This is a genomic window from Streptomyces sp. A0592 (genome assembly GCF_004795115.1).
Lineage (GTDB): Bacteria > Actinomycetota > Actinomycetes > Streptomycetales > Streptomycetaceae > Streptomyces > Streptomyces erythrochromogenes.
The window spans coordinates 82,900-95,610 of record NZ_SSBM01000021.1; the positions used below are offsets into that span (position 1 = coordinate 82,900).

Consider the following 12,711-nt stretch of genomic DNA (forward strand, 5'->3'; position numbering starts at 1 on the left):
CCGTTCTTCTGGGGGCTTCCCGGCTGTCCTCGATTTTCCGGGGCGGGACGGGCGGTCAAGGGTGGAGCGCAGCGACATCGCGAAGCGACGCGAGGAACGAGCGCCCTTGAGGGACCGGCCCGACACGGAAGACGATAGGACGGACGGGAAACCCCCAGCACAACTGTGATGCCGCCCCGCTCAGACACCGATTTCGCACCACCACCGCCGCACCTCCCACCCCCGCCCCGCGCCCATCCGCCGCGCCTCCACCCCGCCGCACTCCAACCCCGCCCCGCCCCGGCCCCGCCGCACCTCCCACCCCGCCTCGTCTCCCACCCCGCCGCACTCCCACTCCGCCCCGCCCCGACCCCGCCTCGTCTCCCACCCCGACCCGCCGCCAACCCCGCCCCGCCCCGGCCCCGCCGTGTCTCCCACCCCGCCCCGGCCCAGCCGCGCCTCCCGCCCCGACCCGCCGCCAACCGGGTGGGGAGTTTCGACCGGCCGACTCCGCTGGGCGATTTGTCATACCGGGCGTGGCAGCATCGGCGGTCTCGGAGGTGATCCCATGTCATATCGGGGGCTTCGCGCTGCCTGTGTCGCCGTAGCGCTCCTCGTCGCCGGACCGGTCCAGGACGCCGGTGCCGAGCCCGGTCTGCCCGAAGGGGAGAACGTCGGCGCGCTGCTCACCCGCCTGCAGGGGCTCTACCAGAAGGCGGAGGAGGCCTCCGAGGCGTACAAGACCACGGAGGACGCCCTGGAGGCGGGCCGGCGGGAGGAGCGGTCGCGGGCCGCCGAGCTCGGCAGGGCCCGTACGGCCCTCGACTCCGAGCGCGCCCTCGCCGGGCGGCTCGCCCGCGAGCAGTACCAGGGCAGCCAGGGCCTGTCCCCCTACGCCCGGATGCTGCTGGCCGGGAACCCGCAGGCGGCCCTGGAGCAGCGTCGGCTCGCCGCCCGCGAGGGCGCCCGCCGGGCGGCGGCGCTGGGGCGCCTGGCGAAGGGTGAGAAGGAGGCCGACGCGCTCGCCGTACGGGCCCGCAAGGCCCTGGACACCCGGCAGACGCTCGCCGCGCAGCAGAAGGTCCACAAGGACCAGGTCGCCACGCAGCTCAAGCAGGTCGAGCGGCTGCTGGCCTCGCTGACCCCGGAGCAGCTCACCCGGCTGGGGGCGCGCGAGGCGGAGAAGACCGCGTCGGCGCAACGGGACCTGGTGACCTCGGGGGCCCTCCCCACCCGCACGGGCACCCCCACGGCCGCTGGCGGCGCGGCCCTCACGTACGCGGCGGCCCAGATCGGGAAGCCGTACGTATGGGGAGCGGAGGGGCCCGGGTCCTTCGACTGTTCGGGCCTCACCTCTCAGGCCTGGGCCCACGCCGGCCGGAGCATTCCGCGGACCAGTCAGGAGCAGTGGGCGCAGCTGCCGAGGGTGCCGCTGGACCAGCTGCGGCCCGGGGACCTGGTGGTCTACTTCCCCAAGGCCACGCATGTGGGCCTGTACGTCGGCGACGGCAAGGTGATCCAGGCGCCGCGGCCGGGCTCCGTCGTGAAGGTCTCGCCGATCGCGGCGAACCCGTTGCTCGGGGCGGTGCGGCCGGACCCGGAGGGGAAGCCGCTGGCGGAGTTCACCCCGCCGCCGCTGCCCGAAGCCTCGGGTGCGGCGGCGGGGGACGACGCCGGCTACTCCGCCGAGGAGGCTCCCACGGCCGAGGACTCGGAGGCGGAGGCGGAGACCGAGGCGGCCACCTCGGCCAGGTAGTCCGCCGCGTCCTCGGGGTCGTAGAAGTACGTGTCGAAGTCGGCCGGGTTGTCGAAGCCATTGGCGAATCGATTCGCCACCGGCTGGAGCTGCCCGGCCGCGCCGATCAGGTTGAGCACGTGCTCCGGCGGCACGCCCAGCATCGCGTTCGTCCACTGGGTCACCGGCTTGCCCGTGGTGAACCAGTACTTGTCGAAGGTCGCCTTCATCCACGACTCGTCGAACGGGTTGTCCCCGTGCATGAGGATCGAGGAGAGGTAGGAGGCCGCGCACTTGGACGCCGAGTTCGAGCCCTGGCCCGTGATCGGGTCGTTGGCGACGACGACGTCGGCCACGCCGAGCACGAGCCCGCCGCCGGGAAGGCGGCCGATCGGGTTGCGGACGACCGGCGCGTAGCGGCCCGCAAGCGTGCCGCCCGCGTCCGTCAGCTCCACCTTCGTCGCCCGGGCGTACTCCCACGGCGTGTACTTCTCCATCAGCCCCAGCGTGAGCGCCAGGTGCTCCGCCGGGTCCTTGACGCCGTTGAAGACGTCGACCGGACCGCCGGGGACGCCCTCCCAGAACAGGATGTCCGCCCGGCCCGAGGTCGTCAGGGTCGGCATGACGAACAGCTCGCCGACACCCGGGACGAGGTTGCAGCGGACCGCTTCCGTCTCGGGGTGTTCGGAACGCGGGCCGAGGCCGTGCACGTAGGAGACGGCCAGCGCGCGCTGCGGGGCGTCGTACGGGGAACGGGCCGCGTCCCGCCCGAACATCGACACCAGCTCGCCCTTGCCGGCGGCGATCAGCACCAGGTCGTAGGTGCGGGAGAAGTAGTCGAGGTCGGCGACGGACGCCCCGTGGATGACGAGCTGCCCGCCGCGCTGCGCGAAGGTGTCCAGCCAGCCGGACATCTTCACGCGCTGGTCCACGGACTGCGCGTGGCCCTTGAGCCGGCCGAGCCAGTCGATGGGGCGGCTGCCGTCGGGCGCGGCGACCGAGACGCCGAGGCCCTCGATCTTCGGGGCCTGCTGCTCCCAGAAGTTGATCCCGAGGTCGCGCTCGTGCTGGAGCGCGGTGTCGAACATGCACTGGGTGGACATGACCCGACCGGTGCGGATCTCGTCCGCCGTCCGGTTGGACATGAGGGTGACCTCGTACCCCTTGGACTGGAGTCCGAGGGCGAGCTGGAGGCCGGACTGGCCGGCTCCGACGACAAGTATCCTGCGCATCTCTCAAGTCCTCTATTCGGGAGTGCTGTCGAGGGCGTGGCCCACCAGCGCCAGCAGGGATTCGATCACCGTCCGGCGCTCTCTCGCGTCCATGATCACCACGGGTATGTGCGGCGGAACGCTGAGCGCCTCGCGCACGTCCTCGGGCTCGTACGACGGCGAGCCCTCGAAGTGGTTGACGGCGACGGCGTACGGCAGCCCGGAGCTCTCGAAGTAGTCGAGGGCGGGGAAGCAGTCGCGCAGGCGGCGGGTGTCGGCCATGACGAGCCCGCCGATGGCTCCGCGGACCAGGTCGTCCCACATGAACCAGAACCGTTCCTGGCCCGGGGTCCCGTACACGTAGAGGACGAGGTCGTCGTCGAGGGTGACGCGGCCGAAGTCCATGGCGACGGTGGTGGTGTGCTTGTCCGGCGTTCCGGTCAGGTCGTCGGTCGGGACGCTGGCTTGGGTCATCACCGCCTCGGTGCGCAGCGGGGTGATCTCGGAGACGGAGGAGACGAAGGTGGTCTTTCCGACCCCGAAGCCACCCGCGACCAGCACCTTGACGGCGACGGGTGCGCGGGAGCGGTCGTACTGCCAGGGCTGGACCGGTTCGTCGTCCACCCCCGTTCTGTCAGAGACGGCGAAGACCACCGAGCACCCTTTCCAGCAGCGCGCGTTCGGGCCGGCCGGAGCCGTTGCCCGTTCCGTAGACACGGATCCTGCCCTGGTCGGCGAGGTCGCTGACCAAGACGCGGACCACACCGAGGGGCAGCTTCAGCAGCGCGGCGATCTCGGCGATCGTGCGCATGCGACGGCAGACCTCGACGATGGCGGGCATCTCGGGCATGCGGTCGGGCTTCTGCGGCTCGGACGCCTTGGTGTCCAGGGCGGCGACGAACGTCTCGACGTTCAGGACCTGGGTGAACCGTGTCCGGCCGCCCGTCAGGGAGTACGGGCGGACGCGGGCGGGACGGCGGTCGGCTCCGCGTATCGGGAGTCGATCGGCGGCCGGTCTCCTCACGGGGTGTTCTCCATCGACTGGCGCAGCTCACTGCGGACTTCGGGGGTCAGGACGTGTCCGGCGCGGCCGACGAACAGGGCCATGTGGTAGGCGACGACGCTCATGTCGCAGTCGGGCGTGGCGTGCACGCCCAGCAGTGAGCCGTCGCTGATGGCCATGACGAAGACCGAGCCGTTCTCCATCGCCACCATGGTCTGCTTGACGGTGCCGAACTCCATGAGGGCGGCCGCCCCCGTGGTGAGGCTGCCGAGTCCGGAGACGATGGTGGCGAGGTCGGCGGACGCTCCCCGTGGCCCCTTGGGCCTCGGCGTCGCCGGTGGTTCGCCCGCGCCGCCCACGCCGCCCACGCCGCCCGCTGCGGGGTCGGAGGACAGGAGCAGAAGCCCGTCCGAGGAGACGACGGCGACGGAGTTGACGCCGGGCACCTCCTCGACCAGGTCGGTCAGCAGCCACTGCAGGTTGCGGGCCTGGGTGCTCAGTCCGTACGTACTGGGCGCGGTCATGTGCGTGCCTCCTGTGCGCTGTCCCCCTGGTCGGTATTGCTCTGTCCCTGCCCCCGGTCCTGCCACCGGTCCTGCTCCAGGTCCTGCGCGAGCTCGGCGGCGACGACGCGCCGGCCATCCTGGGCTCCCTGGTAGAAGCCCCCGAGCCGGCGCCGCAGTTCTTCGGCGTCGACCCGGCGCGGCGGCTGGGGCCGTACGTCCTCCCTGCGCGGGGCGGCGACGGTGCGCGGGGTGCGCTTCGGCAGGCCCTTGTCGGTGACGGGGCCGCCGCCGTCGGCGGGGTCGGCGGGGTGGCTGCCCTGGCGGGGGAGCCAGTCGGCCTCGGCGGGGGCGTGTGCGTGGTCCCCTGCGGGGGGCTCGGCAGTGAACGTCGGGTCGGCCGGGTCCCCAGCGGGGGGCTCGGCGGGGTCGGCCTCGGCGGGATCCGGCAGCGTGAAGTCGGCCGGGTCCGTGTCGTGGACGATGCGGGCGAGGAGCTGCTCCCCTGCGGGGGGCTCGGCGGTGAACACCTGCTCGACCGGGGCCGCGGTGAACACCTGCTCGGCCGGAGGCGCGTCCGCGGCCGGAGCGGCCGTGAAGACTTGCTCGGCCGGAGGGGCGTCCGCAGCCGGGGCCGCGGTGAGCACCTGCTCGGCCGGAGGCGCATCCGCGGCCGGAGCAGCCGCGGAGACCTGGTCGGCCGGGGGCGCGTCCGCGGGCGGGGCGGGCTCGGGGGGCGACGGGAGGTCGGCGTCGGCCGGGGGCGCGAGGGCCTCGGCCAGGGTGACCGGCGTGACCGTCTCGGCCGGGAGAACCGGCTCGGCGGCATCGGTGAGGGCCGGGGCCGGGGCCGGAGCCGCAGGCTCCTGGCTCGCTTCGGCCGCGGCGGCCTCCGGCGCGGCGTGCGTACCGCGCCGGCGCGCCGGGAGGGTGTTCTCGTTCGCCTCCGCTATCACGCCCGGCAGGTGCAGCGAGGGCGCGCCCGGTGTGGCCAGGGTGTGGACGGGCGACGCCAGCGGGGTGGCGGGCAGCAGCGCCGCGGGGACGACCACCAGGGCCTCCGTGCCCCCGTGGCGCGCGCCGCGCAGCTCCGCGGTGACGCCGTGCCGGGCCGCGAGCCGCCCCGCCACGTACAGGCCGAGGCCCAGGCCGTGCTCCTCCTCGGGCTCCTCGTCGTACGCCTCGGGCGTGGACAGCCGGGCGTTCAGCGCCTCCAGGCGGTCCCCGGTGACGCCGATGCCCTCGTCGACGACGGAGAGCACCACGTCGCCGTTGTCGAGCGTCCAGCCCGACACCTTCACCTTGACGTCCGGCGGGGAGAACGTCGTGGCGTTCTCGAGCAGTTCGGCGAGCACGTGCGAGATGTCGTCGGCAGCGTGCCCGGCGACCTGCGTGTACGAGGGCAGCGCCGCGAGGTCGACGCGCTCGTAGCGCTCGATCTCGCTGACGGCGGCCCGCATCACGTCGACCAGCGCCACGGGCAGGCCCTGCCCGTGGCCGTGTTCCTGCCCGGCGAGGACCAGCAGGTTCTCGTTGTGGCGGCGCATCACGGTCGCCAGGTGGTCCAGCTTGAAGAGGGTCGCGAGCCGGTCCGGGTCCTGTTCCTTGGACTCCAGCTCCTCGATGACGGCCAGCTGGCGTTCCACCAGGCCCAGCGTGCGCAGCGACAGCGAGACGGAGGTCGTCGACATGATGCGGCGGTGCTCCTCCAGCCCCGCGCGCAGCTTGGTCAGCTCCTCCTCGAGGACCTCGCGGCCGGAGGCGAGCGCCTCGTTGCGGCCGATGATGCGGCGCCGGTCGGCGTCGAGCCCGGCGATCCGGGTGTGCAGGGAGACCGTCTGGTCGCGTACGGCGTTCAGGTGCCGGACGACCTCGGCGAACTCGTCGTTGCGGCCGGTGAACCGCACCGGTTCCACCGAGCCCTCGGGAGTCGCCAGCCGCTCCGCGCCGCGCCGCAGGACCGACAGCGGGCGGGTCAGCGAGCGCGCGACGGCGGTGGCGAAGCCGATGGCGACCAGGAACAGCAGGCCGAGGAGGGCGACGAGGATCTCCAGCCGGGTCACGTCGTCGTCGCGCAGGGAGGCGAGGGCGGAGGCCCGTTCGCCGGCGAGGGTGGCCTCGACGGTGCGCATCCGGTCGATGCGGGAGGTGAGCGCGGCGCCGACGGCGGCGCCGTCGGTCCTGCGGTCGGGCGCGGCCAGGGTGGGCCGGTCCAGGAGCCGCTTGAGGTGGTCGTCGGCGGCCTTGACCTCGGGGCCGGTGACGGTGGCGGTCAGGGTCTGGCGTACGTCGGGCCGGGCGACCCGCGTGAAGTCGTCGAGGGCGGCCTGTTCCCGTACGCGCGAGCGCTGGGCGGCGGCGGTGAGTTCGTCGACCGTGGCCGAGCCGGGGGGCTGCTCGCCGCGGGGGACGGCCAGCGCGCCGAGCAGCAGTCCGCGGGTGGCCGAGGCCTGGTCCACGGCCTGGCCGAGGGGGGCCAGGGGGCGGGTGGTGGCGAGGGCATCCTCGGCGCGCGGCGGGGTCAGCTCGGCGAGCCGGGTGCCCGGGGCGAGGAGTTCGCTGATGACGCCGGTGTAGGCCTGGTGGACGGCGAGGGCGGTGCCCTTGCCGTCGATGGCCTCGGTGCGGACGGAGGCGACGCGGGCGAGGGCCATGGCGAGGGGTTCCTCGACCTCGGCGGCGGCCTCGGAGATCTGCCGGTCGGTGCGCAGGATGCGTTCCTGGAGTCCGCCCTTGGCGGCGCCGGGGCGGCCCTTGGCGGCGTACTCGACGACGGCGTCGCGCTCGTCGGCGAGGACGTGCGTGAGGGTGAGGATCTGGCCGGTCTGCTCCGCGAGGGTGACCAGCCGCTGGGAGTCGTTCAGCTCCCTCGCGGCGGTGACGACGGCGGGGGTGCCGGCCGCGAGGACGGTGAGTCCCGCGACGGCGACGCCGACGACCAGCCGGCTGCGCACGCGGACGCGGCGTCCTGCGGGGGCCGGGCCTTCGGCGGCGGTGCCTCCCCCAGCTACCGCTGGGAGGTGCTCCTTGTTCCGAGACCGCTTCTTCTGCACCGGTGCTCGCAATCCTGTACGTGTGCTGTTGCTCGTCTACTCGTGTGGCCGAGGTAACGGCCGGTCAACAAGTAAACGCCCCCTGCCCCCTCGTACCGCCTCAGACCTTTGCAGCGTGTTGGGGAGAGAGCCGCACATCGCCCAACCGGCCACTCGAACGAGTGAACATCACGGATGAGTTGGCGACCAACTCGGGCACCCGGCCCCAGAGCGGTTCCGTGGACAGGCGGTTGAAAGATCGATGGGGCCTTTGGCAGTATGCCCCGCCCACATCGGCCGTCCCGGGCCGGGGCCTTGCCGGCCCGCCCCCCGGACACTTCGCGTGCAGAGGGCACCCATCTCTCCCCCTTGGTCTGCACCAACCCGGCCTCCAGGGTCCCCGCCGGGCAGAATGTCCGTATGCGCATCGACCTCGCCACCGCCCCCGGCAGTCAGGAACGCCCCAATGAGGACTGGGTGTCGGCGTCGGCGCCCGCTTCGGGAGGCGGCGTCCTCGTGGCCCTCGACGGGGTCACCCCGCCGGCGGGCGACGACGGGTGCGTGCACGGAGTGCCGTGGTTCACGACCCGGCTCGGCGGCCGATTGACCGAACTGTCCGGATCGCGGCGCGACATGCCGCTGGATCGGGTCCTGGCCGAAGCCGTCCGCGCCACGGCCGAGGCCCATCGCGACACCTGTGACCTTTCTCACGTCCGCACCCCGCAGGCGACGGTGGTCGTGGTCCGCTGGGACGCGGCGCAGGTGGAGCACCTCGTGCTCTCGGATTCCGTACTCCTCCTCCAGGCGCCCGGCGGCGAGGTGGCGGCGGTGCTCGACGACCGGCTGGATCGGGTGCCGCGCGAGGTGCTGCGCTCGGTGGCGGCGACGGACGCCCTGCGCAACGCCGAAGGCGGCTTCTTCACGGCGGCCGCGGATCCGGCGGTGGCGGCCCGGGCGGTCACGGGGCGCACCCCGCGGGGGCGGGTGCGGGCGGTGGCCGCGCTCACGGACGGGGCGAGCCGGTGGACGGACCCGAGTGCCTGGCGGTGCTGCGGAAGGAGGGCGCGCAGGGCCTGATCGGCCGGGTCCGCGCCGTCGAGTCCGACCCGGCCCGCCCGCCGGCCCGGGGCAAGCGGCACGACGACGCCTCGGCGGTCTACGCGGAACTGTGACGCACCGCCGGAGCGGCTCCGGCGCGGCTCCGGGGCGGCGCCGACCGGGCCCTGGGACGCCGTTACTCGGCGCCGGCGTTCAACTGGTGCAGCAGGCGGGCCAGTTCCGCCACCTCTCCGCGGTCCCAGCCGGCGAGCTTGCGCATGTACTGCTCGCGCCGCGCGCCCCGCACCCGCAGGAAGCGCTCGCGTCCCTCCTCGGTGAGCCCGACGAGGAAGGCCCGTCCGTCGGCGGGGTCCTGTTCGCGGGCGACCAGGCCCAGGACCTCCAGAGCCCGCAGCTGCCGGCTCATGGTGGCCTTGCCGACGCCGAAGTAGGCGGCGAGCTCGGTGGCCCGCTGCCGGCCGGCCGCCTCCAGCCGTACGAGGAGCCCGTACGCGGCGGGCTCCAGCTCGGGGTGGAGCTCGCGGGCCATCTCGCCGGAGGAGGCGCGGGCCCGCCGGAGGAAGACGGACAGCTCCCGCTCCAGGGCAAGGAACTCCTGGTCTTCACTCCCGTGCACGTCCCGCTCCTTCTTCGCTGTGTGGCACCACGGTGGGTGGGGCCCCGTGGGTGGGGGCCCAGTATTTCGCAGCGGGTGCACGGACGGCCCGGGGCCCCGCCGCAGCCGGGCCCCGGGCCGTCCGGAAGCAGTCCGGCTGGCGGCGGCAGCCGTCAGGCGACGGCGGTGACCGGCACCTGCGCCCCGTCCAGGGCGAGCTCCAGCACCTGGCGGACGTCGGTCACGGGGTGCACCTCCAGCCCCTCCAGCACCTCGGCCGGGACGTCGTCCAGATCGGCCTCGTTGCGCTTCGGGATGATCACGGTGGTCAGGCCCGCCCGGTGGGCGGCGAGCAGCTTCTGCTTGACCCCGCCGATCGGCAGGACCCGCCCGGTCAGCGAGACCTCGCCGGTCATGGCCACGTCCGTGCGCACCTGCCGTCCGGAGAGCAGCGAGGCGAGGGCGGTGGTCATGGTGATGCCCGCGCTCGGGCCGTCCTTGGGCACGGCGCCCGCCGGGAAGTGGATGTGCACGCCCCGGTCCTTCAGGTCGGCGACGGGGAGTTCCAGTTCGGCGCCGTGCGAGCGCAGGAAGCTCAGCGCGATCTGCGCCGATTCCTTCATCACGTCGCCGAGCTGGCCGGTGAGGGTCAGTCCGGCCGCGCCCGTCTCCGGGTCGGCCAGCGAGGCCTCGACGAACAGCACGTCGCCGCCCGCGCCGGTGACCGCGAGGCCGGTGGCCACGCCGGGGACGGCGGTGCGCCGCTCGGCCGGGTCCTGGGCGGACTCGGGCACGTGGTGCGGGCGTCCGATCAGGCCCCGCAACTCGTCGGCGCCGATGCGGTACGGGAGCTCGCGCTCGCCCAGCTCGTGCTGGGCGGCGACCTTGCGCAGCAGGCGCGCGATCGCCCGCTCCAGGGTGCGTACGCCCGCCTCGCGCGTGTACTCCCCGGCCAGCTTGCGCAGGGCGTCCTCCTCCAGGACCACCTCGTCGGCGGCGAGCCCGGCGCGTTCCAGCTGGCGGGGCAGCAGGTGGTCGCGCGCGATGACGACCTTCTCGTCCTCGGTGTAGCCGTCGAGGCGGACGAGTTCCATGCGGTCGGCGAGGGCCTCCGGGATGGCCTCCAGCACGTTGGCGGTGGCCAGGAAGACGACGTCGCTCAGGTCCAGCTCGACCTCCAGGTAGTGGTCCCGGAAGGTGTGGTTCTGGGCGGGGTCGAGGACCTCCAGGAGGGCGGCCGCGGGGTCGCCGCGGAAGTCGGAGCCGACCTTGTCGATCTCGTCGAGCAGGACCACGGGGTTCATGGACCCGGCTTCCTTGATGGCCCGGACGATGCGGCCGGGCAGGGCGCCGACGTAGGTCCGGCGGTGGCCGCGGACCTCGGCCTCGTCCCGGACGCCGCCGAGGGCGACGCGGACGAACTTGCGGCCCATGGCGTGGGCCACGCTCTCGCCGAGCGAGGTCTTGCCGACGCCGGGCGGGCCGACGAGCGCGAGCACGGCGCCGCCGCGGCGGCCCCCGATGACTCCCATGCCGCGCTCGCCGCGCCGCTTGCGGACGGCGAGGTACTCGGTGATGCGGTCCTTGACGTCGCTCAGGCCGGCGTGTTCGGCGTCGAGCACGGCCCGGGCGCCCTGGATGTCGTACTGGTCCTCGGTGCGCTCGTTCCACGGCAGTTCGAGCACGGTGTCCAGCCAGGTGCGGATCCAGGAGCCCTCGGGGCTCTGGTCACTGGAGCGCTCCAGCTTGTCGACCTCCTTGAGCGCGGCCTCGCGGACCTTCTCGGGGAGGTCGGCGGCCTCGACGCGGGCCCGGTAGTCGTCGGACTCCTCGCCGTCCTTCTCGCCGTTCAGCTCGCGCAGTTCCTTGCGCACGGCCTCCAGCTGGCGGCGCAGCAGGAACTCGCGCTGCTGCTTGTCGACGCCGTCCTGGACGTCCTTGGCGATGGACTCTGCCACGTCCTGCTCGGCGAGGTGGTCGCTGAGCGCCTTGATCGCGAGCTTGAGGCGGGCGACCGGGTCGGCCGTCTCCAGCAGTTCGACCTTCTGCTCGACCGTCAGGAACGGCGAGTACCCGGAGTTGTCGGCGAGGGCGGAGACCCCTTCGATCTGCTGGACGCGGTCCACGACCTGCCAGGCGCCGCGCTTCTTGAGCCAGCTGGTGGCGAGGGCCTTGTACTCCTTGACGAGCTCGGCGACGGCGCCCGGCAGCGGATCGGGGACCGTCTCGTCCACGGTCTCGCCCTCGACCCAGAGCGCCGCTCCGGGCCCGGTGGTGCCGGCGCCGATACGGACGCGGCCGAGGCCGCGGATGAGCGCGCCGGGGTCCCCGCCGGAGAGGCGGCCGACCTGCTCGACGGTTCCGAGCACACCGGTCGCGGCGTACTTGCCGTCGATCCGCGGCACGAGCAGTACCCGGGGCTTGCCGCTGGTCCCCGCCGCGGCCTGGGCGGCCTCGACGGCTCCGCGCACCTCGGCGTCGGACAGGTCCAGCGGGACGACCATTCCGGGCAGCACGACCTCGTCGTCGAGCGGCAGCACGGGCAGGGTGAGCGTTACGGACGTCGAAGCCATGATCTTCCCTCCGGCAGTGAAGTTGAGCTATGCCGACTCAATGCATCTGCGCCCGCTGATGTTCCCCAACCCCCGTTCGCCGGGGGCGAACGCACTTCGGCGGCTGCCCTGCCGGGATCGGTCAGCCGTTCGGGCCGGGATCGGTCAGCCCTTCAGGGGGGAGATGCGGACGTCGCCCGAGGTGGTTTTCGCCGAAAGCCGGGAGGGGGCCGAGGAGTCGTCGGGGAGGGTGACGTCGCGGGCGCCGGAGGTGGTGGAGACCGAGAGGCGGTAGGGGGCTTCGGGCACCCTCAGGCTGACGTCGCCGGAGGTGGTCTCGGCGAGCACCGAGGAGGGGGCCTTCGCGAAGTCCAGGCGCGTGTCGCCCGACTCCGAGTGCACCGACGCGCTCGGGCCGGACAGGCCGGTGGCGGTGATCTCGCCCGAGGCGGTGCTGATCCTCAGGGGTCCGGCGATGCCCTCGGCCCGGACGTCGCCGGAGTCGGCCTCCACCTCTGCGGCGGCGACGCCCGTCACCGTGATGTCGCCGCTGTCGCTCTCCAGCGCGACCTTCGCGGAGGCGGGGACCTCCAGGCGGTAGTCGATGGAGCAGTCTCCGGAGCAGCCGTCGGTGAAGGTGAGGACTCCCCCGCTGACCTGCTGGCCGGGTGTGGGAGCGGTGTCGCCGCGGTAGTGGACGGTACGGCGGACCGTGACGCCGGGACCGGTGCCGGGGGTGACTTCGATCGACCCCGACCGGGTACCGGTCAGCTCGACGGCGGTGACCGCCTCGGTGACCGCCGCGTCGGCGCGGGCGGTCCTGCGCGGGCCGTCGACGAAGGAGCATCCGGCCAGGACGAGGCCGGCCGCGAGGGTGACGGCCGCGGCGCGGGCTGTGCGGGCCGCGATGGTGTGGGAAGTCATGCACCGATCCTCCGGCGCCGGCGCCGCACGGCCGATGGTGCCGGTACCCGGATCGGATGTCGGGTTATCCCCCGGGCCCGCACCGGCGCGCCGGGCGGGCTTCGGCCGTTCGGGCCGA

9 protein-coding genes and 1 pseudogene are annotated in these 12,711 nt (G+C 73.8%); 2 read left to right on the top strand and 8 right to left on the bottom strand.

Annotated features, from left to right (window positions below):
• The first annotated feature begins 547 nt into the window (after window positions 1-547).
• The gene (locus E6U81_RS26370; RefSeq protein WP_136232567.1) at window positions 548-1,735 is read left to right on the top strand and encodes a C40 family peptidase; all 1,188 of its coding nucleotides are present in this window, start codon (window positions 548-550) and stop codon (window positions 1,733-1,735) included.
• On the opposite strand, the gene E6U81_RS26375 is transcribed toward E6U81_RS26370, so the two are convergent.
• Genes E6U81_RS26375 through E6U81_RS26395 form a run of 5 tightly spaced genes read right to left on the bottom strand, consistent with a single transcriptional unit; the run spans window position 1,657 to window position 7,385 of the window.
• Window positions 1,657-2,946, bottom strand: a complete 1,290-nt coding sequence (locus tag E6U81_RS26375) for an FAD-dependent oxidoreductase (protein ID WP_136232568.1) — start codon at window positions 2,944-2,946, stop codon at window positions 1,657-1,659. The two genes, E6U81_RS26370 and E6U81_RS26375, sit on opposite strands and share 79 nt — an antisense overlap.
• 12 nt (window positions 2,947-2,958) lie before the next feature.
• On the bottom strand, window positions 2,959-3,579 hold the full coding sequence (locus tag E6U81_RS26380) for an ATP/GTP-binding protein (RefSeq protein ID WP_136232569.1): 621 nt from the start codon (window positions 3,577-3,579) through the stop codon (window positions 2,959-2,961).
• Window positions 3,560-3,949 carry a DUF742 domain-containing protein gene (locus tag E6U81_RS26385; protein ID WP_031151682.1) on the bottom strand — a complete coding sequence of 130 codons (390 nt, stop codon included), beginning with the start codon at window positions 3,947-3,949 and terminating at the stop codon, window positions 3,560-3,562. The genes E6U81_RS26380 and E6U81_RS26385 overlap by 20 nt, the downstream gene beginning before the upstream one ends.
• The gene (locus E6U81_RS26390) at window positions 3,946-4,452 is read right to left on the bottom strand and encodes a roadblock/LC7 domain-containing protein (RefSeq protein WP_136232570.1); all 507 of its coding nucleotides are present in this window, start codon (window positions 4,450-4,452) and stop codon (window positions 3,946-3,948) included. Before E6U81_RS26390 ends, E6U81_RS26385 begins: the two co-directional genes overlap by 4 nt.
• Window positions 4,449-7,385: a nitrate- and nitrite sensing domain-containing protein gene (locus E6U81_RS26395; RefSeq protein WP_276615828.1), complete on the bottom strand. Its 2,937-nt coding sequence runs from the start codon at window positions 7,383-7,385 to the stop codon at window positions 4,449-4,451. Before E6U81_RS26395 ends, E6U81_RS26390 begins: the two co-directional genes overlap by 4 nt.
• 498 nt (window positions 7,386-7,883) lie before the next feature.
• Between E6U81_RS26395 and E6U81_RS26400 the strand changes: the two are divergent.
• A pseudogene (locus E6U81_RS26400) lies at window positions 7,884-8,635 on the top strand (hypothetical protein).
• A gap of 62 nt (window positions 8,636-8,697) precedes the next feature.
• On the opposite strand, the gene E6U81_RS26405 reads toward E6U81_RS26400, so the two are convergent.
• From E6U81_RS26405 to E6U81_RS26415, 3 genes are all read right to left on the bottom strand, one after another.
• Window positions 8,698-9,138, bottom strand: a complete 441-nt coding sequence (locus E6U81_RS26405; protein WP_031151678.1) for a MarR family transcriptional regulator — start codon at window positions 9,136-9,138, stop codon at window positions 8,698-8,700.
• A gap of 152 nt (window positions 9,139-9,290) precedes the next feature.
• A complete protein-coding gene (gene lon / locus E6U81_RS26410) occupies window positions 9,291-11,690 on the bottom strand; it encodes an endopeptidase La (RefSeq protein WP_136232572.1) in 2,400 nt (799 codons plus the stop codon).
• Window positions 11,691-11,834: 144 nt separating this feature from the next.
• Window positions 11,835-12,593 carry a DUF4097 family beta strand repeat-containing protein gene (locus E6U81_RS26415; RefSeq protein WP_136232573.1) on the bottom strand — a complete coding sequence of 253 codons (759 nt, stop codon included), beginning with the start codon at window positions 12,591-12,593 and terminating at the stop codon, window positions 11,835-11,837.
• Window positions 12,594-12,711 lie beyond the last annotated feature (118 nt).